The organism is Deltaproteobacteria bacterium, from assembly GCA_019308925.1.
GTDB lineage: Bacteria > Desulfobacterota > B13-G15 > B13-G15 > RBG-16-54-18 > JAFDHG01.
Genome location: JAFDHG010000003.1, coordinates 54,317 through 75,470 on the forward strand (window position 1 = coordinate 54,317; position 21,154 = coordinate 75,470).

Sequence of the window (21,154 nt, forward strand, 5' to 3'; positions counted from 1 at the left end):
ATGAGGTGAGGGTCAGGCTGCGCCACGCATCGACAGGACAACAGGAGGAGGTCTGCCCTTCTATCCTCATCAGTGCCGATGGGGCAGAGGGTTCAGTGGGGAAGACCCTGGGTCATCGACTGCCCACGGTCTCGCTGCTTCAGGCAAAGATCACCCTTCCTCAAGATCATCCCCCAAACCTTGCCCGGATCTTGTTTAAGAGGGAGATAACGCCCTATTTCTTCTGGCTTTTCCCTGATTCCCCGCACACCGGCATTGTAGGGGTCATCATGGATAATGGGGATGGGGTTAGGCAGGCCCTGGATGGGTTTATCCACCAGATGGAGTGTGAGCCGCTTGAGTACCAGGAGGGGTATACGTCCCTGTACATGCCCGATTTTAGACCGGAGCTAAAAAGGGGAGGACTACATATCTTCTTTGTGGGCGATGCTGCAGGGCAGGTGAAGGCCACCACCGTGGGGGGGACGGTTGCAGGCCTTCGAGGGGCAGAGGCCTGTGTCAGGGTGATCAATAAAGGGACCTCTTATTGGCAGGAGCTTTCCCCTCTGAGAAGGGAACTCAGGGTCCATTCTTTAATTCGGAGGTTTTTGAACCCTCTGGATGATGGGGATTACGGGAAGGTCTTATCCTCTGTTGACGGGAAGGGGTCTTTTCCCGGCCGCTTTTCCCGCGATGAAATATCCTCTCATCTCATTCCTCTTCTCCTGAAACACCCTCGCTTTTCCTTCACGATATTAAAAGCTATGACAAAGGGCATGTAAAGGCGTAAAGCGTAAGGGGTGATACGTAACGGGTAGATAGTTATTGGTTTTGGGTTATTGGTTTTGAGTTAAACTTGATAATTCCCTGTGGCTTGCCACAGGGTTACCTTAGGTAGTAGTCTTGCCATGTGGTTAAGGAGGAAGAAAAAAGGGGTGAGGTAAAGAAAGGGTATCGTTGGGCATGGCAGATACATTATCACGTAGTGTTTCCGGTGAAGTATAGGAGGGCATTGTTGGAAGAGGATGTGGTGGAGATAATAAAAGAGACAGCACGGGGAATACAAGAGAGCAAGAGAGGTATGCAATAGAGTTTGAAGCCTTGGGGATGGATAGAGACCATATTCATATACTTTGCAGTGCACATCCAAAGCTAGCTCCTGGTGAGATAGTAAGGATATTCAAGGGCATAACAGCGAGGGAGATTTTCAGGAGGGAACCGACGATAAAGAAGGAATTATGGGGAGGAGAGTTTTGGACAGATGGATATTATGTTGCGACTGTAGAGGAGAGGGCAGACTGGGGGACAGTGGAGAGATACATAAAAAGACAAGGCAAACCAAGAGAGGAATTGAGGCAACTGAAATTATTTGATTGATACCCTGCGGCTTGCCGCAGGGTTATTCATTAAATTATTTGATTGATACCCTGCGGCTTGCCGCAGGGTTATTCATTGATCACTACCCTCAGCTTACCAGAGAGGATATACACGCCGCTCTGGCCTATGCGGCAGAGCTGTCCCACGAAAGTATCTGGAAAACCGCAGTGCCTGCATGAAGCTGAAGCTGGATGAGAACCTGTCCCGTCATCTGACTAGGGGGTATTTCACGTTCAGCATTTCCCGATTTCAATGAGAATATTTGGTTGACTAAAGGTATATTTTAGGTATAATAATTATATCGTGGAGTTTGAATTCGACGCAAAGAAAAGCCATGGTAATAAGGAAAAGCATGGGATCGACTTTTTCGAAGCGCAGGCACTCTGGGACGATCCTGATTTAATTGAAATTCCGGTAAAAACAAGCGATGAACCAAGATTTTTGGTAATCGGAAAGATTTCAGGAAAACATTGGTCAGGAGTTATTACGTATCGGGGTGAAAAGATAAGAATCATTTCGGTGCGGCGATCTAGGAAAGAGGAGGTAGACATATATGAAAGCTAAGGAATTTGATAAGGAATTTGATGAAGGCAAGGACATTTCCAAACACCTTGATATGTCAAAAGCGAGGAGACCGGAGCAGGAGCAGAAAAGAGTAAATGTAGATTTTCCGATGTGGATGATTAACTTATTGGATAAAGAAGCAAGACGGTTAGGTGTGCCCCGACAATCCATTATCAAAGTCTGGGTCGCTGAGCGACTTGAAAAGGCATCTTGAACTTGGTTATTCCCTGTAGCTTGCTACAGGGTTATCTTATCTTTTCTTCCCCCTCGATGGGGGAGGGTAGGTGGGGGTGATTCTAGGTGTCTTTTTCTCACCCTCCCCTTTATCCCCTCCCATCAAGGGAGGGGATAATAAGATACCCCGCAGCTTGCTGCGAGGTTCATTGTGGCATTGAATGTCTTGGTGAGGCGTTGTATTCTTATACATTGATGAGTCCGGCGAAATTGGTATGTTGACCTACCGCGCTGAATCTGACTTCTTGCAATGCTTCTCATTTAATCCCAAAGGCGCTCGGGGGATTTTCGCTTGACCCTGAAGCCCGTTTTCGTTTGCAGTTTTGTATGAGCAGAGGGTGGTTATATTTGTTAGCAATCTTGAAACATAGAACTCCCCCCCTTACCTTTTGTCCCCTTTAACCTTCCTTAACATCACGAGTCGTTTTCATCAACTACCCATATATTTACCCATACTTTTCAGGACTTTCCCCAAAAATCCTCTATCAAATTGAAATAGGCTATTGATATTAATAGCTTAGGAAGGATTGCATGTGGAAAGGTATGTTCTTGATGAAAAAATGGGGAAACTTTTTTCTCAAAAAATAGCCTCCTTTTGGTATGATGCAGGGTGTGGATTTATCAGTAAAATCCGCAACATACCACAGGAGGCCGTTATGAATATAGCACAGGTATGTGCCAAATTGCGAGCTCAGATGGTGCTTTTTTTGGGGAAACTTTCTGGCTATTTCCCCTTGACACCGATGCCCGTTTTCGTTTACAGTTTTGTAATAGTCATGGGCGGTTAACTCAGTGGGAGAGTGCTACCTTCACACGGTAGAAGTCACTGGTTCAAATCCAGTACCGCCTACCAAGTTTGATCTTGTCAAGACCGCAGGGAACGGGAGGAAATCGGTGGTCAGACCACAAAGGGAAAGAAGGCCCTTTCTCCTCCCTGCGGTTTTTATTTTAGGCAGGGGAAAGCGCAATGTCAGGTCACTCTAAGTGGTCGCAGATTAAGAGGAAAAAGGGGGTCCAGGATGCCAAGAGGGGGAAGATCTTCAGCAAGCTGATCAGGGAGATCACGGTGGCTGCCCGATTGGGAGGAGGTGACCCGGAGGGGAACCCCAGGCTGAGGGCGGCCATTGCCGCCGCCAAGTTGGAGAACATGCCCAGGGACAACATCGAGAGGGCCATAAAAAAGGGGGCAGGAGAGCTTGGTGAGGGAGCAGCCTATGAGGATTTAATCTATGAGGGTTATGGCCCTGGTGGGGTGGCAGTTCTCATCGAGGCTATGACGGACAACAAGAATAGGACCACTGCGGAGATTAGATATATCTTCTCTAAGTGTAACGCAAATTTGGGGGAAGCGGGGTGTGTCTCTTGGATGTTTCAAAAGAAGGGGTACATCGTGGTGGAAAGGGACGATGTGGACGAAGACAGGTTGATAGAAGTGGTCCTGGAGGCAGGAGCAGAGGATGTAAAGGAGGAGGGAGAAAAGGAGTATGAGGTGATCACTGCTCCGCAGGACTGTGAGGCTGTAAAAGGGGCCCTGGAGCAGGCGGGGATTGAGTGCCTGCTGGCAGAGATCACTATGCACCCCCAAAGCACGATAAGGTTAGAGGGAAGGAATGCGGAGCAGGTGCTGCGCCTCATGGAGATGTTGGAGGATCATGACGATGTCCAAAAGGTCTACGCGAACTTCGACATCCCTGAGAACGTGATGGAACAGTTGAGTCGATGAGGGTATTGGGGATAGACCCCGGCACACAGGTCATGGGTTATGGGGTGGTAGAAGAGGATAAGGGAGAACTGGGTCACATCGGCAATGGGATCCTCTCCCCCCAGGGAGAGCTGCCGGAGAGGCTGAAGGGGATCTATGATGGATTAACAGAGGTGATCCGCAAATACTCCCCTGAGGTGGTGGCCATGGAGAGCCCCTTTTTTGCGAAAAATGTGCTGAGCACCCTGAAATTGGGGCAGGTACAGGGGGTCATCTTGCTGGCAACAACCCATTGCTCTCTTGCCTCCTTTGCTTATACCCCCATGGAGGTCAAGTCCGCCGTCGCCGGTTACGGGAGGGCCACCAAGGTCCAGGTAAGGGAGATGGTAAAACGCCTCCTGGGGCTCGATCGGCCCCTTTCCTTGGACGCCTCCGATGCCCTGGCCGTGGCCATCTGCCACATCCACACCGCCGAACTAAAGGGGAGATATCAGCGACACCTCCTCCCCCGCCAAGCCCCCAGAAGATGATATCTCAAATCCGTGGCCAATTGGTCTATAAATCTCCCGAGGAGATCATCATCGATGTCAATGGGGTAGGATATGGCGTCAAGGTCCCTCTTTCCACCTTCTATGAGCTCCCGGGGATAGGAGGGGATGTCCTCTTGCAGGTCCACACATATGTACGAGAGGATACCCTCCACCTGTACGGCTTTTTGACCCCAAAAGAGAAAGAGCTCTTTTGCCTATTGATCGGGGTCTCGGGTGTGGGGCCGAGGTTGGCCATCAACGTGCTGTCCGGTATTTCTGCTCAGGACCTGGAGAGGGCCTTGAAGGATGAGGACCTGCCCAGTTTGACCCGCATCCCCGGTGTGGGGAGAAAGACCGCCGAGAGGATGCTTGTGGAGTTAAAAGACAAGGTAGTCGCCTCTGCAACGGCGGTGGTCAGTGGCATTCAAGGTAAAGAGGGGGGGATGGTCAAGGATGCCCTTTCCGCCCTGGTCAACCTGGGTTATACAAGAGGAATAGCTGAGGAGGCCTTAAGGGATGTGTTACGGGAGAAGGGGGACGATCTCTCTTTAGAGGATCTCCTGAAGGAGTCCTTGCGGCTCCTGGTCAGGCATTGAGGTAGATAGTGAAAGATAAGCCTATTGTCTCAGAAGAGGAAATCCGCTTTGAGCAGGGGGTGCGCCCTCTATCCTTCGCGGAATACGTGGGCCAGGAGCGAGTCAAGGAGAACCTGAGGGTCTTTGTCGATGCCGCCGGTGAACGGGGGGAGGCCCTCGACCATGTCCTCTTTCACGGCCCTCCTGGTCTGGGCAAGACCACCTTGGCCCACATCATCGCCCATGAGCTAGGGGTGGGGATCAAGGCCACCTCCGGCCCAGCCATAGAGCGCACAGGGGATCTGGCGGCCATCCTCACCAATCTGCAGGAGAGGGACGTGCTGTTCATAGATGAGGTCCACCGCCTCAATCGGGTAGTGGAGGAGGCCCTCTACCCGGTGCTGGAGGACTTCGAGTTCGACATCGTCATTGGCCAGGGCCCCAGTGCCCGGGCCATCAAGCTGGATATCCCTCCCTTTACCCTGGTGGGGGCCACCACCAGGGCAGGGCTCCTCACCTCTCCCCTGAGGGACAGGTTTGGAGTGGTCTTCAGGGTAGACTACTATTCGCCGGAGGAGTTGGCTGTTATCGTTGAGAGATCTGCACGTATCCTCGGGGTGAGCATAGATGGAGAGGGGGCCTGGGAGATCGCCTCCCGCTCCCGGGGTACCCCCAGGGTGGCCATTCGTCTTTTGCGCAGGGTACGGGACTACGCCCAGGTCAGGGAGGACGGTTCCATCACTAGGGAGGTGGCCCAAAGGTCCCTCGCCCAGATGGAGATCGACCAGTTGGGCCTCGATAACATGGACCGCAAGATCCTGCGAACCATCATTGAGAAGTTCAGCGGGGGCCCAGTGGGTGTAGATACCCTCTCCACGGCCATCAGTGAGGAGAAGGATACCATTGAGGACGTGTATGAGCCCTTTCTCATTCAGAAGGGGTATATCAATCGCACTGCCCGGGGGAGGGTAGCTACTAAACTCGCCTATGAATACCTCGGGTTGCAGCCCCAGGGTGGCATGCAAGAGGGGCTCTTTTGATGACCACATTCCATAAAGGGTTCTAGGATTCCAGGATTCTAGGGCTTGCGGCGAGCTCCCTTCGGTCTGAGCGTTCGACTGAGCTCACGCCGAAGTCTCAGGGTCGAAGACAGCCGAGCGGTTATAGTGTATTTCACTCGACCCCTTGGCCTCTGGAACCCTATGAGATGAATTCTCGGGCCCCTTTTAGAATCTTCTTGGCGAGGAATCAGAATTTAAAAATGTCAAAGGTACCCTCAATCTATATATCCGCCCTCCTGCTGGCAGCGGGGGAGGGGGAGAGGATGAGGGGGATCAAACAGCTCCTCCCCCTGGGGGAGAAGAGCATGGTGGAGGCATCGCTGGATAATCTCCAGGCCTCCCAGGTCGATGAGATCATCGTGGTCCTGGGTTTTGCGGCCGAGCGGATCCTCCCCTTACTGAAAGGTAAGGAACGGGTCAAGGTAGTGATAAATCCCTCCTTTCTGGGGGGGATGAGTACCTCCATGCACTATGGGCTGAGGGTCATAGACCCCCAAAGCAAGGGGGTCCTTATCGCCCTGGCCGATCAACCCTTCATCCCCCCGGAGGTGGTAGACCTCCTCATTGAGAGGTTTGCCGAGGGTAGCAAGGGGATCGTGCTGCCAGTATATCAGGGCCGGAGGGGGCACCCGGTGATCTTGGACAGGGAGAGGTATGAGGGGGAGCTCTTTGGGCTGCGGGGGGATGTAGGCGGCAGGGAGATCGTGAAAAGTCACCCAGAGGATGTCCTGGAGGTGGAGGTATTCTCATCAGGGGTGGTGTTGGATATTGATGATTGGGAGGAGTATAAAGAGTTTACATAGAAAATAACCTTACTCGAATCTTTCCCCTCCCCTGGTGGGAGGGGGTAAATTGAATTTTCATGGTTCGTGGTTGATGAACCCGTCATGGGAAATTGCCGTGAAAATTATTTTCGGTAAATGTGAGCATGCAAACCATTTCAGCCTTTATGTTTTTTCAACCTTACTTTAGGGCCGATGCATCGGCCCTGGAACCCTCGATAAGGTTTTTCCTTAATATAGGAGGGTAGGGGAGGCAAAGGAGCTTTTTCTTGAGCTCATCAAAGCCCACCCCACTCATACTGGAGGATAGCGCAGGCGGCGATGGCCGCTGTTTCCGTCCGCAGGATCTTCCCCCCGAGGCCAACGGTTGCAAAGCCCACCGCCTTCGCCCGTTTTACCTCTTCATCATCCCATCCCCCTTCAGATCCGACCATCAGGGCTATGCTTTTTGGAAGAGGCAAAGACCGAAGAGAAGATGAAAACCTTTCCCTCTCTTTTTCCAATAAAAGGATCTTGAGCTCCAAGGGGCGGGCTATCTCCAGGGCTTCCTCGAAGGAGCAATAAGGGGCTACATAGGGTACAGAGGCCCTCCGGCACTGTTTTGTGGCCTTTATGGCGATGTGTTGCCAGCGGTGGGCCTTGGGCTGACTTGCTTCCCTCTCCTCCAGGGATATGGAGTGCCTTGATTTAAAGGGGACTATGACCTTAACCCCCAACTCGGTCCCCTTTTGGATGATGAGCTCTATCCGCTCCTTGTCCGGTAGGGCCTGAAACAAAAAGACACTGAAAGGGGGGTCTGTGGGCTCCCTCAACTTCTCAAATATATATACGCTTGCGCGACCCTGCTGAAGCTCCACTATCCTTCCCCTGAACTCCTTGCCTGAGGCATCCTTGAGGGTAATGATCTCCCCCTTGTAAGGCTCCCGAAACAGAAGAGCAGAGAAGGGGTCACCTTCCAGAGATATCTCCATCCCTTCTCTTAGCTTAGCTGGTAAGACGATCTGCTGGAGCTTCAAGGGGGCTTCTTTATCCTCGTGCAGGTAAATCCCTAAACCCTTGGTGTCCAGTAGCTGATTTGGAGATAATCCAGGTCATCTCCCTTCCCCATATACCTCCAGATAGTGCCTTATGTACGCTGCTACCCTATCCTTGGGCTGGTAGACCCCGAAGTGACCCTCACAGAGGATGTCCGCCTCCAGGGCCAGGAGCCTCTCCATCGACCTGCGCCAGGCCGCCAGGTCGGAGCCGAATTCTTGATAGAAGGGGCCATGGATGTCCTGCCCGAACAGCACCCTCTTTTCCCCCCGGTCTAGATAGATTGAGAGGGAACCTGGGGTGTGGCCAGGGGTGTGGAGGCAGACCATCTCCTGGTCGCCGAAGCGAAGGCGTTCCTCATCCTTTGTCAATTTGACATCCACTGGCATCGGCGGAAAATGGATGTTGTACCAAGAGGCCGCTGTCATCCTGTCGTCCCCTCGTTCCACCACCTCGGCATCGAGATGGTGCATGATGATTCGGGTGCCGAACCGCTCCCGAAACTGTGGAGCACCCCCGATATGGTCGATGTGACAGTGGGTGAGGATCACCGTTGCTATCCTTTCAGGGTCGAGACCGAGACCCTCGATGTTGTGGACGATTTCGTCAAAGCTCGTTCCTGCCCCGGCATCGATCAGGACCAACTCCCCCAGATCCAAGAGATAGACGCAGCAGTCCTTGGGATCGGTGATATCGGCACTCCCCACCAGGTAGATGTCTGTGATTACCTCTGCTGGTCCCATCTCTGCCCCTCCTTCTGTAGGGATGTTAACACTTTTGCCACCTCTTGGCAATTGGGGTGGGAGCTTTCAGGAAGATGGTTGCAATCGGGGGACGAAGGTGATATATGAGTTTCTAGCTATGCTCAGGAGGTAAAGAGATGTATTTTGAGCGGGCAGGGGCGCAGAATACTGAGGAGACCCTCCGGATCGCCCTGGAGGGAGCCAAGGAGAGGGGTATCCGGCATATAGTGGTGGCCTCCACCAGGGGGGATACTGGCCTGCAGGCGGCAAAGCTCCTGCAGGGGACGGGGATTACGCTTGTCGTGATCACCCACAACACCGGTTTCTCCCAAGAGGGAAAGCAGGAATTTGAGAAGGTCAAGAGGGCCCAGATCGAGGAATTGGGTGGAAAGGTTTATACAGGGACTATGGTCTTGAGGAATCTGGGAACAGCCATCCGCTCGCTGCAGTCCTACTCTCAGCAGGATCTGGTGGCCAACACCCTGAGGATACTCGGACAGGGGATGAAGGTCTGCGTGGAGATCGTCGCCATGGCCGCTGATGCCGGCCTGATTCCCTGCGAGGACGTGGTCGCCGTGGCTGGGACGGGCCAAGGGGCAGACACCGTCGCCGTCATCCGGGCCGACTCCTCCAACAACTTCTTCCAGATAAAGGTACGGGAGATCCTGGCCAAGCCGCGGGATTTTTGAGGGATGGAGAAATTTTGATAGAAAGATAGGCCGCGAAATGTAGGTTGGGGGGATACCCTCAAAGGCCTCCCCAATTTAGAAATTCCTATTTTAAGGGAGTTTGAGGGACTTTGTCCCTCAAAGTAAAGCGAAGCCCCGCCCTGTGGGCGGGGCTTCACTTATACGGTCCATCCATAGATCTGCACCCCAAGTTGCCCCTATTATTATAGGATTTTTCTATTTGGTTTAAAGAAATTCTTAATATAATATCTATTTTTGCTGGCATGTCTCGTTCCCAGCGTATCTATCTGCAAAGGGAGGAAGATGACCTCCAGGAAGGAGTTCAGGCTTACGACCACGGTTAGCGGGGCTGGTTGAGCCTCCAAGTTAGGTCCGGGGGACCTGGATCAAGCACTCTGCGGGTTGCCGCTTATAAGCCACCCCAACCTCTTGGTGGGGATCGAGCAGGTCGATGATGCCGGGGTCTATAAGTTGAGGGATGACCTAGCCCTGGTCCAGACCGTTGACTTCTTCACCCCCATCGTGGACGACCCCTATGGGTTCGGGCAGATAGCAGCGGCCAACGCCTTGAGCGATGTCTATGCCATGGGGGAGACCCCCATCACAGCTATGAACCTGGTGGCCTTCCCCATCAGGGAGATGGAAGTGGAGATCCTTAGGGATATCCTTAAGGGGGGGCTGGACAAGATGCGGGAGGCGGAGGTGGTCCTGGTGGGAGGGCATTCCATCGAGGATCAGGAATTGAAATATGGGCTGGCGGTGACCGGTTTGGTCCGCCCTGACGAGTTTCTAACCAATGTGGGTGCCGAGGTTGGCGATCGGATCATCCTCACCAAGCCTTTGGGGACGGGGATCATCAACACGGCCCAGAAGGGGGGGATGGCCTCTCCAGAGGTCGTGCAGAGGGCGATGGAGATCATGGCGGCACTCAACCGCAAGGCAGCGGAGGTGATGAGGGGCTTCCGGGTCCATGCCTGCACGGACGTCACCGGCTTTGGCATACTGGGCCATCTGTGTGAGATGCTGGGGGAGGGGGAGATCGGGATAAAGGTCTCCGTGGATGCCGTCCCGGTCATGCCCGGGGCAGAGGAGTACGCCCGCATGGGGCTTGTCCCCGGCGGGACCTACCGCAACAAGGAGTTTTATACCACAAGGGTTGAAGGGACAAAGGACATCCCCCCCCTCTACTCGATATCCTCTTTGATGCACAGACCTCCGGGGGTTTGCTTATCTCAGTACTGGGGGAAGATGCGGGGGTCCTCATGCGCTCCCTGCAGGGGGCAGGGGTGAAGGAGGCCAGTATCATCGCCGAGGTAGTGGCCGAGCCCAAAGGCCGCCTGCTTCTTGTCTGATCGCGCAGTTTCATTTCCTTCTCTTTTTCTCATTTCCACTAAAGTGAACAGAAGCGTCCATACTCATCTACTATCCCCAAGATTCTCTTCATTATTAGGGCGTTCTTCGCAGCAGAACCGGTCATTTTAGGCTAATTTTAGGCTATATGAAGCCCCCTCGAAGGTAGGGTTTGGGTTATTTCATTCCTGAAGAGAAACACACGAACATGCTGATAATGATTAACGAGTTTTTACTATTCCCAACTTTGCCCAGTATGCTATCAGCTAGGGAGGACTTGATAAGGTTATGTACAATAACTGACACGCGATATTAGTTTATAATCGGCCTACAGCAAGATCAAAATCTGTTTGTGTAAATCTAAGGTACTCAATATCATCTTCGGTCACTTCTTGTCTTTCATGAAGTGACTAATATTCAGCATAGTAGAGTCGAACCACATAACATGTTTTGTTACTCCCCTTTAGGGAAGATATTCTCGCTCTTTGTTGCGAGCATACTATACGCAAACAGCGTTAAAAACCATGGTTGCTAAGCGACGTAACTATATGCTAAGATTAACTGAATAGCCATCCGGAATGCTGGACTGGCATGATGAAATACGGCGAACTCCTCCATTTTCTGCAATATATCGGCAAAGATCCCTCACGACTGATTTTTGAGGACGAGCTTACCGGTATCTATAATCGCCGTTTCCTGCACAACTACTTTCAATACAAGGTTTCCTGGGAATCTCTAGAGGACAATCCCCTGTCATTAATCATGATGGATATGGATCATTTTAAGCAGATCAACGACACGTATGGCCATCAGGTTGGTGATCAAGCGCTGATTTGGGTTGCTGGTCTGCTTAAAGAGGTGGCCGGTGATGAGAATTTGCCGATTCGCTATGCTGGTGACGAATTTCTCATCCTCTTGCCACGCGGGGATAAGCGGGAGGCCCTGCAAGTGGGTGAGCGCCTCCTCCAGAGGCTCCGCGAGGACCCCCTGCGACTGGATGGGGTAGATGATGCCCTGCATATCACCCTCAGCATAGGGATTTCCTCAGCACCCGAGGATGCTCAAAATGGTATGACCTTAATCCACAAGGCTGATATCGCCCTCTATTACGCCAAAAAGACGGGTCGTAACCGACTTGCCAACGCAGGGGAAATTGCCCCCCAGGACGTGTTTAACAAAACAGCCCTCCACCAGCTGGAAAGGGAGAAGATCGCAGGTCGCAGGTCCCAACTAGAACAAGTGGCCGAATCCCTCAAAACGTTCAGCAAGGGACAGAGCCAGTTCATGATTGTTGAGGGCGCCGCCGGGATGGGCAAAAGCACATTTCTGGAAACAGTTCGCTGCAATCTGACCCAGAGCAAAAAAATTGGGCAAGTCAAGGTAACCGGCATTCCACAGGAGATGTTTCGTCCATATGCGTTGACAACAACCATTTTGGTTGCCCTTCTTAACCGAAGACGAGACAAGGGAGCCGCTATTTTTGAGAGCCTGAGCTTAAAGGAGATCGCCTACCTTACCCACATTTTGCCCCAACTGGGAGGGGCGGAAGAGGTACGTCAAGAAGAGGATGAGAGTGCGTTACGCAAGGGTATCTTTAATACCCTGTTGCATTTTATTCCCAAAATAGCCAACTTCCGCCCTCTTGTTTTACTCATCGATGATCTGCACTTCAGTGATGAGGCGACGTTGATTCTCCTTCGTCAGCTGATACTGCGCCGGGACATTCCATTGTTTATCTGCGGCACTTCCTCTAATAGCAAACAGTTTGGAGGGGAAGAGCAGGTGCCTCCCCTGGAGCGTTTCTACGCAGCCCACCATCAAGAACTGGATATCCGCAAGGTAACCCTTACGCCGCTATCCACCAACGACATTGCCAATCTCCTTCGAGGGATATTTCCTCAGGTGGACGTGCCTGAAAATTTCGAGAAGGATCTAGCACAGATCAGCCAGGGCAACCCTCTTTTCCTCGTTGAGATTCTGCGAAAGCTGGTCTTGGATCAGAAAATTGCTCTGGTGGGTCAGCAATGGATAATTGAATCTTTGGAGGAAGGCTATCTTCCGAGATCCTTAGAAGAGATCGTCAACCAGAGGATCGCTGCACTCAATGAAGAAAGCCGGCAAATGCTCCAACAGGCCTCCACATTCGGTGAGGACGTTTCCTTGAGCGTTCTCACTGGAAGCTCTGAAAAAATGGAGGCCAAGGTTCTTGAATTCGTTGATCAGGCTGTGACCCAAGGACTGATCAGCACCAACTTTCAACTGAATGATGAGATGATTGGCTTTCTCAGCAAGCGCATCCTTGAAATTGCCTACGGAGGCATTCAGAAGAGTCAGAAGCAGGATCTGCATGAGCGGATTGGTAACTACCAGGAAACTCTCTACCAACAGGCCCTGCTGCCGTCGGCTGCAACTCTGGCCTACCACTTCAAGCGCTCGGCCAACCAGGAGAAGGCAAGAAACTACGAACAACTCCAGGCCGTGCATAATAGCAAGATTTTTGATGCTCCAGAGGCGATATCCTATACGGGAGAGAGGCGACGTGAAGTTCTTCCTCCTGGGACTCCCCTTGACCCTGCCAGCCTTGCCCAGATTCCTGCCGTCATCCGCTACCTCCTCATCGCAGTTCGCAGCTTCAAGCTCTACCCCCAGGGAAGCAAGGCCATTGCCAGTGCCAATCGCCAATTGAAAGGAGCCATTGACCAGATCCTGGATAAGAACGAACACCTGACGATTTTTCAGATAGGGCATGCGCTGATGGTAAATAGTCAAAGGATTGATATCACCGAGTTTAAATCAATTGCCGAGTCCCTTATTAAATTCCTGAATAGTGTTGAGGTAAAAGGTATTGCTTTTCATAGAGGACTGTCCGAGCGCGAATTAAAGGATTTGTTCGAGGCCTTTGCTCGAATCAAACTCGAAATGATCGACCGGAATTTTTGGCAACGCTTCTCTACAGAAAAGCGGCTGAAACATATCGAATTACAACAGGTGTATTACACCGTCATGGTGGACTCGTATGACCAAGCCATGGATCGGAAAACTCCTGGAGTTTCTTTGCAAGTGCTCGCCGGTGAACAGAGGTTTGATCAGGAGGATTTGACTCAGATTTCCGAAATCGTCCAGTGCATACTCATCTCCGCCAGAGGCATAAAGCTCTACCCCACAAAGAGCAAGATCGTTTCCACAGCCATCGAGCAGCTTATGGAGGCCTTGCGCAGCTTCCTAAACAGACGGAGAGTGCTTACTCTGGTGCATGTCGGCAATTCTTTGTTGGCCAATAATGTTAGGTTGGATACCTCTGGTTTTGAGTGGTTAGCGGATAGTTTCTTAAAATTCCTTGACTCTATTATGCTTACAAGCCTTACATTTCTGGAGTATGTTTCCACCCAGGAACTGAAAACCTTTATTGGAGCGCTCGGCCAACTTCCCACTGCTGGATTGGATAGCGAGTTCTGGAGGCGTTTTGCCAAGGAACAGGGACTCTCCCATATCTTGTTTGACCAGATTTTCTATGAGGCGCGGGTGTCACCGATATCGGTTGGCTCAGGCGAGGCCCAGCCTGTGGAGGAGCCATCGGAAGCAATCTGGGAGACACGGATACCAGTGCCAGATACGGGTGAACTCTTTGATTCCTTTCCCGAAGTGGTACCGGACCGGGTGGGCGATCTTTTGCTCAAAGGCGACGAGAAGCAGGTACAACAGATTATCAACCAGCTCTTCCAGGGATTTCATAATTGCACACCCTTGACACGCAAAAAGGCTATCGATATCTGTCGCAGTTTGCTGGAAGGTCTAACTCTATCGCTTCAACACCACCTCGCAAAACTCATAGCGGATCCGCTTCTCGACGCCCTTTCAGGAGAAAAAGATCTCATCGTACTCAGTAATATAGCCAACCTTCTCCTTCGTATGTCTACAAATCTCATTCAGTTTGCCGAGTATCCGCTGACCAGCCAGATTCTCTTGCACCTCCATAGACGCCATCGACAACTGGAGGGAGAAAAAAACAAGCATTCCCAGATGCTCGCGAAGGTTCTCGATAAACGGTTAGAGCCATCAACCCAGAAACTGATAATGGCGGATTTAAAATCCGGTGAACCTGCTCGTCAGAAAAACGCGGCTCAACTGCTCGGCAGTCTAGGAAGGGTAACCGTACCGTTGCTCATTGATATTATCAAACAGGAAGAGGATTTCAGGGTAAGGCACATTGCTGCCAGTCTGCTGGCGGAGATGGGTCCAAAAGCTGCCGAACTTCTAAAACGTGAGCTGGTACTGGACGGCACAGCAGAGGAACGCAGGCGGATACTTGAGATCATTGATACAGTGGCCAGCGATTTAAAAACCGAGCTTGCCTTTGCCCTCGCTGACGAGAACCCCATGGTGCGTAAGGCCGCTTTTCAGCTTGCTGAACGCATGAATAACGATCAGGTGATAAAACTCCTCCTGGATTATGTCAACAGCCAAGATGTTGGTTTGGCGGTGGATGCCATCGAATGTTTGGGAAAGCTGAAGTCAGGGGCGGCCGTGAAGATACTCGCTTCTGTATTGAAGTCCGCAAAAGAGCAGAAGCGTCTCGTCGCTTGCTGCCGGGCCCTCGGCCAGATCGCTGACCCGGCAGGCATCGAACCTCTGACCGAGGTGTTGGCGCCAAGAGGTTTGTTTTTCTTCCGCAAAAGACCCAATGCCGATCTCCGTGCCACTGCCGCCTCTGCCCTAGCGGAAATCTATCATTCACGGGTAGTTGAACTACTCTCATGCTTGGTAAATGACAGAGATCCCCGGGTTAGGGAGATAGCCCGCACCCGTGTGACCAACAAGACTGCCTCTCCTCCATAAAAAGCAATTAATGCCTGATTGATTGGGTACTTGACCAAATAGCGATCGCACGTGGTAACTTGCTTATTTGCCAAAGGCTTTCGTGATGTAGGCACGTCTAACGACTGAAGTCGGTGTGATGCGGGAATTTAGACTCGACTTTGACGATGCTTACCAGTATGCCGCCGCTGAAAATACGACCTGACCATTGTGAGCTTCGACGCCGATTTCGACCGCATCGACCGTGGAAGAAAAACCTCTGGGGAGGTGTTGGGAGGATAAGGGCGGTAAATATCAGCTTCCATGAAACGCCTCGAAACAAGGGTCAAACAAATACTTTTCCCCCCTCCATCACCACCTTGCCCCCTACAATGGTGGCGTAGGCCTTGCCCTTCAATTGCCAATCCTTGAAGGGGGTGTTGCGTCCTTTAGAGCAAAAGGATTGTGGATCAACCACCCACTCTTTGTCCATGTCGATGATGGTGATATCGGCGGGTGTGCCCACTGCCAATGAGCCACCCGGAAGGCCCAATATCCTGGCGGGGTTTGTGGACATTCGTTCTATCGCCTCGGACAAGGTGATGACCCCGGGATGGACCAAGGCGGTGAGGACCACCCCCAATGTCGTCTCCAGGCCGATGACCCCTAAGGGGGCCTGATCCCATCCCCTTGCCTTTTCCTCGGGTGTGTGAGGTGCATGATCCGAAGCGATTACATCCACCGTGCCATCCCTCAGTCCCTGTCTGAGGGCCTCGACATCCTCCTTTTTCCGCAAAGGGGGGTTGACCTTGGCATCGGTTCCGCATCTGGCAGCCTCCTCTTCCGATAAGGTGAGGTGATGGGGGGTGGCCTCACAGGTGGCCTGCAGCCCCCTGCCCTTTGCCTTCCTGACCAGATCAAGAGAGGCTTCCATGCTCACATGGGATATGTGCACCCGCCTGTTGACCCTCTCGGCCAACTCCAACTCCCTGGCCACATAATAGGGCTCCCTCCTGTAGCGTGCGATCTCCTTGGGCAAGGGGAAAAGGGGATTATTCCTTTTAAAGGCCTGAATCGTGGCTGGAGATTCTTCACAGTGGGGAGTGAGAAGGAGTTCATACTCCCGTGCCTTTAAAAAGGCCCTTTCCATCACCTTGTCCCTCACCACCGGGTCCCCATCATCGGTGGCAGCGACGACCCATGGCCTGCGGAAAAGGGCCTTCAGCCTGGTGAGCCTTTCACCCCTTCGGCCCTTGGTGATGCAGACCTTGGTGTAGAGGTTTACACACCCATCCCTCTTAGCCATCCTGAACCACCTTTTCAGGACCCGGCAGTTGTCCATAGGAGGGTCGGTGTTGGGCTCGCAGATTACCGTAGTAAACCCCCCTAGGGCGGCCGCCATGGTCCCCGTGGCGATGGTCTCCTTATGGGCCTCACTGAAGTCCCGAAGGTGGACATGCATATCGATAAGGCCCGGGACAACAACCTTGCCCTGGGCCTCCAATATGGGCACCCCCTCCTTCTCTATGCCTGGGGCGACCCCGCTGATGCATCCTTCTTCGATGAGGATGTCAAAGGATCCATCGAGGCCAAGGAGGGGATCTACCACCCTCCCCCCCCTGATCAGTAGCGCCATCTTCTCCAATCTTTCTTACCTTCTCCTCTTCTGTCCCTTTTTGGGGAACTTCTGCTCCCAAAAGAGCACCACGGGGCTGGCCACGAAGATAGAGGAATAGGTGCCGACGATGATCCCTATAAGGAGGGCAAAGGCAAAGCCGTGGATCACACCTCCTCCCCTGAGGAAGAGGATGACGATGACGATGAGGGTAGTGACGGAGGTCAAGATAGTTCGACTCAGGGTCTCGTTGACGCTGAGGTTGACCACATTTTCATGGGTCTCTTTTCTCATCCGGCGCATATTTTCCCGGATGCGGTCGTAGACCACGATGGTATCGTTGAGAGAATAACCGACAATAGTCAGCAAGGCTGCCAAGACAGGAAGTGAGAACTCCTTATTGGTGAGGGAGAGGATACCTACAGTGATCATGACATCATGGGCCAGTGCCACCACTGCCCCCACGGCGAACCGGAACTCAAACCTCCAGCTAATATAGATCAGTATCCCGATCAGGGAGAAGATGATGGCCTTAATTCCTTTGCTGCGCAGATCCTTGCCCACTTTGGGGCCGACCATCTCGGTGCGCCTGATCTCAAAGTCCTTCTCTCCAAACTTCTTGGCCAGGGCCTCGTTAACAAGGGAGGAAAGCCCGGCCAGATCGGAAGAGTCCCTCTCCAGGCGGATGAGGTATTCTCCCTTCCCTTCGGCCCCAAACCTCTGGATCACACATTTCCCTAATTCCACGTCTTTAAGGGCATCCCTTATCTCATCTAGATCTACCGGTTGAGAGAACCTCACTTGGGCTAGCGTGCCGCCTGCAAAATCGATCCCATAATTGGGGCCGCCGTGCATGATCAGAGAGAGGATGCCGATGACGATCAAGATGCCCGAGAGGGGAAAGGCGTATCTCCTCTTTCCCATGAAGTCGATCTTTATACCCGGTCTTATGATCTCCATCTTTTTTCCAGTCCCTTAGATGCTCAGGCGTTTGACCCTGACCTTACTCAGGAAATAGTCGAAGACGAACCTCGTCGCCACAATGGCCGTAAAGAGGCTGGCCAAGATCCCAATGCTCAGGGTAACGGCAAACCCCTTGATGGGTCCGGTGCCAAACTGGTACAGGACCACTGCGGCGATGAGGGTGGTGACATTGGCGTCCATGATGGTCAAAAATGCCTTGGAATATCCAGTCTCTAGGCCAGCCCGGGGTGGTTTTCCCAGTCTCATTTCCTCCCTGATCCTCTCGAATATCAGGACGTTGGCATCCACCGCCATCCCCACCGTCAAGACCATGCCGGCGATACCCGGCAGGGTGAGGGTGGCCCTAAGGGCGGCCAAGGCCCCCAGGATAAGGACCAGGTTCATGATCAGGGCCATATCGGCCACCGCACCTGCCCATCTATAGTAGACCCCCATAAAGAGGATCACGAGGATCCCCCCGATGATGATGGATTTGATCCCCTTGTTGATAGAGTCTTGTCCCAATGAAGGGCCTACAGTTCTCTCTTCTTGAATCTGAACTGGTGCAGGTAGCTGAGAACGTAGTGCAATAACCAAGTTTCTGGCCTCTTTATCGCTGAAACTCCCCTCGATTACCGCCTCCCCCCCGCTGATCCGCTGCTTGATGACCGGGGCTGAGTAGACATTGCCATCGAGGATGATGGCCAACCTTTTGCCCACATTGGCCGCGGTGATCTGGTCAAAGAGCTTGGCCCCTGTTCGGGTAAAGCTGAGGCCGATATAGGGCATGTTGTAATTGTCGATCCTGACCCGGGCATCCTTCAGGGCATCCCCGGTCATCAAGGTTTTTTCCTTTAGCAAAAAGGGGACCTTGCGCACCGCCCCTGTTTGGGGGTCCTCCACCCTTTGATACAGGATGATATCTCCGAAGGGTATCTCCCCGGCCAGGGCACGGCGCAGATCGTACTCATCGTCTACCAATTTAAACTCCAAGAAAGCCATTTTTTTAATTAATTCCTTTATTTCTTCTGGGTCTTCAACTCCTGGTAGTTGGACCAGGATCCTGTTCGCTTTCCCTCGGGTAATCTCGGGCTCCCGAACCCCTTTCTGATCCACCCTGTTGCGGATGGTCTCTAGGGCCTGTTCGACGGCGAGCTTTTCGATGGACTCCTTTTGCCTGGGATCCATCTCTAAAAGGACCTTGATCCTGTCTCCCTCCTTTTGAACATCGGTCTCCTTCAAGATGGGATACCTATCGGTGATGTAGTCGTCGAACTTTGCCTTCACCTCTGGGTTTAAGAGGACTATCTCTATCTTTTCCTCCTGTACTCGATCGAGGTAGGTGTAAAATATGCGTTCCTTCTTGAGGTGCCCCTTCAGGTCGTTTTTGATCGTCTCCACTGAGCTCTCCACCGCCTTGTTGGTTTGCACTTCGAGATCCAAATACATTCCTCCCTGCAGGTCAAGGCCGAGGTGGATCTTATCCTGGGGGAAGAACTTGGGCCACCAGGTGGGGATCTCCCCTGCCAAGGTTGGGAAGAAGTAGATCAATGCACCGACGAAGATAAATAGGATGAGCAAAAGACGCCACCGAAAATTACCCTTCATTACTGCGAACCTCGGAAAAGGACTTTTTGTCCCCAGTTTAATACACCATTGGTGAGTTAAATGCAAGGAGGAAAAATCCTTTAGCCTTGATTTTTGCCCCTATTTGTGCCATAGAGTCAATTATCCTCTCAAATAAACCGCCATGGCGGTTACCGCCACCCATGAGAGATGAAAATAACCTCGTTCTTTAACTTAAACCTTTAGTTGAGGGGGAGTCCCCCTCAAACTCCCCCTGAAAAGGGAAATACCTTTTTTGGGGGTTTCAGGGGGCGAAGCCCCATGAAGTAAAGCTTTCAAAGACCTTGAGGTTGAATGAACTTTCATGTTATCAATCTAAAGTAAACGTTTTTCAACGTAATAGGAGGTAGAAGATGAGATTGGAGGATAAGGTGGCCTTGGTCACGGGAGGAGGCAGCGGCATTGGGGCGGCGGTAGCCAGGAGGTTCGCCGAGGAGGGGGCCCTTATCGCCATAGGTGATGTAAACCCACAGGGGGCCGAGGAGGTGGCCGACGAGATCAAAAGGAGGGGGGGGAGGGCAATATTTTGCCAGGTGGACGTGAGGAAGAGGGATGAGGTGAACCGGATGATCGATCAAGTGGTCCAGGAGTTCGAACGCCTGGATATCCTCATCAACAACGCCGGGGTCACTAAGGACAATTTGTCCGCCAGGATGTCGGAGGAAGAGTGGGACTTTGTGGTGGATGTAAACCTGAAGGGGACCTTCCTCTGTTCTCAGGCCGCCTATCGCCCCATGAGAAAGCAGAAGCATGGAAAGATCGTCAACACCGCCTCGGTGGTGGTCAGGGGAAATATGGGACAGGTCAATTACTCCTCCAGCAAGGCGGGGATAATAGGTTTAACCCGCACCCTGGCCCTGGAGTATGCCCGCTCCAACATCAACGTGAACTGCATTGCCCCTGGAATTATTGACACCCCGATGTCCGCCGCCATGTCCGAAAAGACCAAAGAGATCGCCCTGGAGAGGATCCCCCTCAAGAGGATGGGGACGTCAGGGGAGGTAGCCGACTTACACCTGTTTCTGGCCAGCGATGAAGCGAATTACATCACCGGACAGGTGGTCTTCATCGATGGGGGGGCCAGCATTGGGATCTGAGATCGATGTTAAGGAGGAGAGATGGAAAAAGAAAAGGTAATTGCAGCCATCAAGCAGCGAGCCAAGGAGGGACGCATACCCTGTGCCGTATGTTTTCAGATCGCCGAAGAATGCAATATTTCTAAAAAGGAGCTGGGAGAAATCATCAACAAGCTGGGGATCAAGGTGATCCAGTGCCAACTGGGGCTTTTTAAGTAGGGGAGTAAGGCCACAATGATTTCCATGGCTGGCAGGAGTAATCATCTTGGCTTATTTTTTGACAATTAGTAGGTGGTAAACTTGGTTATTCCCTGTAGCTTGCTACAGGGTTACCTTATCTTTTCCTCCCCCTCGATGGGGGAGGGTAGGTGGGGGTGATTCTAGGTGTCTTTTTCTCACCCTCCCCTTTATCCCCTCCCATCAAGGGAGGGGATAATAAGATACCCCGCAGCTTGCTGC

Annotated in this window: 18 protein-coding genes, 1 tRNA gene and 2 pseudogenes; 16 read left to right on the forward strand and 5 right to left on the reverse strand. The window is 52.3% G+C overall.

Annotated elements, in window-relative coordinates:
- Nucleotides 1-5: 5 nt before the first annotated feature.
- The 11 genes and pseudogenes from JRI46_00840 (at nucleotide 6) to JRI46_00890 (ending at nucleotide 6,825) form a co-directional block, all read left to right on the forward strand.
- The gene (locus tag JRI46_00840) at nucleotides 6-761 is read left to right on the forward strand and encodes a hypothetical protein (GenBank protein MBW2038138.1); all 756 of its coding nucleotides are present in this window, start codon (nucleotides 6-8) and stop codon (nucleotides 759-761) included.
- Between the two features lie 128 nt (nucleotides 762-889).
- Nucleotides 890-1,356: pseudogene (tnpA, locus tag JRI46_00845) on the forward strand (IS200/IS605 family transposase).
- Entirely contained in the window at nucleotides 1,353-1,535 is a 183-nt protein-coding gene (locus JRI46_00850; GenBank protein MBW2038139.1) for a DUF433 domain-containing protein, read from the forward strand. The pseudogene tnpA and the gene JRI46_00850 overlap by 4 nt, the downstream one beginning before the upstream one ends.
- Before the next feature lie 121 nt (nucleotides 1,536-1,656).
- Complete coding sequence (locus JRI46_00855) at nucleotides 1,657-1,920, forward strand: BrnT family toxin (GenBank protein ID MBW2038140.1); 264 nt, start codon at nucleotides 1,657-1,659, stop codon at nucleotides 1,918-1,920.
- Nucleotides 1,910-2,134: a CopG family transcriptional regulator gene (locus JRI46_00860; protein MBW2038141.1), complete on the forward strand. Its 225-nt coding sequence runs from the start codon at nucleotides 1,910-1,912 to the stop codon at nucleotides 2,132-2,134. Before JRI46_00855 ends, JRI46_00860 begins: the two co-directional genes overlap by 11 nt.
- A 798-nt stretch (nucleotides 2,135-2,932) precedes the next feature.
- Nucleotides 2,933-3,007, forward strand: a tRNA-Val gene (locus tag JRI46_00865).
- Nucleotides 3,008-3,121: 114 nt separating this feature from the next.
- A complete protein-coding gene (locus JRI46_00870; GenBank protein ID MBW2038142.1) occupies nucleotides 3,122-3,877 on the forward strand; it encodes a YebC/PmpR family DNA-binding transcriptional regulator in 756 nt (251 codons plus the stop codon).
- Nucleotides 3,874-4,386, forward strand: a complete 513-nt coding sequence (gene ruvC / locus JRI46_00875) for a crossover junction endodeoxyribonuclease RuvC (GenBank protein MBW2038143.1) — start codon at nucleotides 3,874-3,876, stop codon at nucleotides 4,384-4,386. The genes JRI46_00870 and ruvC overlap by 4 nt, the downstream gene beginning before the upstream one ends.
- Complete coding sequence (gene ruvA, locus JRI46_00880) at nucleotides 4,383-4,982, forward strand: Holliday junction branch migration protein RuvA (GenBank protein MBW2038144.1); 600 nt, start codon at nucleotides 4,383-4,385, stop codon at nucleotides 4,980-4,982. Before ruvC ends, ruvA begins: the two co-directional genes overlap by 4 nt.
- Before the next feature lie 5 nt (nucleotides 4,983-4,987).
- The gene (gene ruvB / locus JRI46_00885; protein ID MBW2038145.1) at nucleotides 4,988-6,001 is read left to right on the forward strand and encodes a Holliday junction branch migration DNA helicase RuvB; all 1,014 of its coding nucleotides are present in this window, start codon (nucleotides 4,988-4,990) and stop codon (nucleotides 5,999-6,001) included.
- A 221-nt stretch (nucleotides 6,002-6,222) separates the two neighbouring features.
- The gene (locus JRI46_00890) at nucleotides 6,223-6,825 is read left to right on the forward strand and encodes a nucleotidyltransferase family protein (GenBank protein ID MBW2038146.1); all 603 of its coding nucleotides are present in this window, start codon (nucleotides 6,223-6,225) and stop codon (nucleotides 6,823-6,825) included.
- Nucleotides 6,826-7,082: 257 nt separating this feature from the next.
- Here the strand turns inward: JRI46_00890 and JRI46_00895 are convergent, their stop codons facing one another.
- Both JRI46_00895 and JRI46_00900 read right to left on the reverse strand, forming a co-directional pair.
- Complete coding sequence (locus JRI46_00895) at nucleotides 7,083-7,775, reverse strand: 16S rRNA (uracil(1498)-N(3))-methyltransferase (GenBank protein ID MBW2038147.1); 693 nt, start codon at nucleotides 7,773-7,775, stop codon at nucleotides 7,083-7,085.
- Nucleotides 7,776-7,895: 120 nt separating this feature from the next.
- Nucleotides 7,896-8,582, reverse strand: coding sequence for an MBL fold metallo-hydrolase (locus JRI46_00900; protein MBW2038148.1), 687 nt, complete (start codon nucleotides 8,580-8,582; stop codon nucleotides 7,896-7,898).
- Nucleotides 8,583-8,719: 137 nt separating this feature from the next.
- On the opposite strand from JRI46_00900, the gene JRI46_00905 reads away from it, so the two are divergent.
- The 3 genes and pseudogenes from JRI46_00905 to JRI46_00915 all read left to right on the forward strand — a co-directional run bounded on the left by JRI46_00905 (nucleotide 8,720) and on the right by JRI46_00915 (nucleotide 15,457).
- On the forward strand, nucleotides 8,720-9,271 hold the full coding sequence (locus JRI46_00905) for a hypothetical protein (protein ID MBW2038149.1): 552 nt from the start codon (nucleotides 8,720-8,722) through the stop codon (nucleotides 9,269-9,271).
- Between the two features lie 303 nt (nucleotides 9,272-9,574).
- Nucleotides 9,575-10,623, forward strand: a pseudogene (selD, locus tag JRI46_00910) (selenide, water dikinase SelD).
- A 589-nt stretch (nucleotides 10,624-11,212) separates the two neighbouring features.
- Nucleotides 11,213-15,457, forward strand: coding sequence for a diguanylate cyclase (locus JRI46_00915; protein MBW2038150.1), 4,245 nt, complete (start codon nucleotides 11,213-11,215; stop codon nucleotides 15,455-15,457).
- 304 nt (nucleotides 15,458-15,761) lie between these two features.
- Here JRI46_00915 and JRI46_00920 read toward each other — a convergent pair whose 3' ends face one another.
- Genes JRI46_00920 through secD form a run of 3 tightly spaced genes read right to left on the reverse strand, consistent with a single transcriptional unit; the run spans nucleotide 15,762 to nucleotide 19,601 of the window.
- Nucleotides 15,762-17,060 carry a dihydroorotase gene (locus tag JRI46_00920; GenBank protein MBW2038151.1) on the reverse strand — a complete coding sequence of 433 codons (1,299 nt, stop codon included), beginning with the start codon at nucleotides 17,058-17,060 and terminating at the stop codon, nucleotides 15,762-15,764.
- A 6-nt stretch (nucleotides 17,061-17,066) separates the two neighbouring features.
- The gene (gene secF, locus JRI46_00925) at nucleotides 17,067-17,990 is read right to left on the reverse strand and encodes a protein translocase subunit SecF (GenBank protein ID MBW2038152.1); all 924 of its coding nucleotides are present in this window, start codon (nucleotides 17,988-17,990) and stop codon (nucleotides 17,067-17,069) included.
- A gap of 15 nt (nucleotides 17,991-18,005) precedes the next feature.
- The gene (secD, locus tag JRI46_00930; protein ID MBW2038153.1) at nucleotides 18,006-19,601 is read right to left on the reverse strand and encodes a protein translocase subunit SecD; all 1,596 of its coding nucleotides are present in this window, start codon (nucleotides 19,599-19,601) and stop codon (nucleotides 18,006-18,008) included.
- A gap of 371 nt (nucleotides 19,602-19,972) precedes the next feature.
- Here secD and fabG point away from each other — a divergent pair, with 371 nt between their 5' ends.
- Nucleotides 19,973-20,716: a 3-oxoacyl-[acyl-carrier-protein] reductase gene (gene fabG / locus JRI46_00935; GenBank protein MBW2038154.1), complete on the forward strand. Its 744-nt coding sequence runs from the start codon at nucleotides 19,973-19,975 to the stop codon at nucleotides 20,714-20,716.
- A gap of 21 nt (nucleotides 20,717-20,737) precedes the next feature.
- Nucleotides 20,738-20,914, forward strand: a complete 177-nt coding sequence (locus JRI46_00940; protein ID MBW2038155.1) for a hypothetical protein — start codon at nucleotides 20,738-20,740, stop codon at nucleotides 20,912-20,914.
- The last annotated feature ends 240 nt before the right edge of the window (nucleotides 20,915-21,154 follow it).

Coding starts and splice junctions, on each gene's coding strand:
- JRI46_00860 (MBW2038141.1), top strand. CDS start 1,910: ATGAAAGCTAAGGAATTTGATAAGGAATTTGATGAAGGCAAGGACATT.
- JRI46_00870 (MBW2038142.1), top strand. CDS start 3,122: ATGTCAGGTCACTCTAAGTGGTCGCAGATTAAGAGGAAAAAGGGGGTC.
- ruvC (MBW2038143.1), top strand. CDS start 3,874: ATGAGGGTATTGGGGATAGACCCCGGCACACAGGTCATGGGTTATGGG.
- ruvA (MBW2038144.1), top strand. CDS start 4,383: ATGATATCTCAAATCCGTGGCCAATTGGTCTATAAATCTCCCGAGGAG.
- JRI46_00890 (MBW2038146.1), top strand. CDS start 6,223: ATGTCAAAGGTACCCTCAATCTATATATCCGCCCTCCTGCTGGCAGCG.
- JRI46_00895 (MBW2038147.1), bottom strand. CDS start 7,775: ATGGAGATATCTCTGGAAGGTGACCCCTTCTCTGCTCTTCTGTTTCGG.
- JRI46_00900 (MBW2038148.1), bottom strand. CDS start 8,582: ATGGGACCAGCAGAGGTAATCACAGACATCTACCTGGTGGGGAGTGCC.
- JRI46_00905 (MBW2038149.1), top strand. CDS start 8,720: ATGTATTTTGAGCGGGCAGGGGCGCAGAATACTGAGGAGACCCTCCGG.
- JRI46_00915 (MBW2038150.1), top strand. CDS start 11,213: ATGATGAAATACGGCGAACTCCTCCATTTTCTGCAATATATCGGCAAA.
- secF (MBW2038152.1), bottom strand. CDS start 17,990: ATGGAGATCATAAGACCGGGTATAAAGATCGACTTCATGGGAAAGAGG.
- secD (MBW2038153.1), bottom strand. CDS start 19,601: ATGAAGGGTAATTTTCGGTGGCGTCTTTTGCTCATCCTATTTATCTTC.
- fabG (MBW2038154.1), top strand. CDS start 19,973: ATGAGATTGGAGGATAAGGTGGCCTTGGTCACGGGAGGAGGCAGCGGC.
- JRI46_00940 (MBW2038155.1), top strand. CDS start 20,738: ATGGAAAAAGAAAAGGTAATTGCAGCCATCAAGCAGCGAGCCAAGGAG.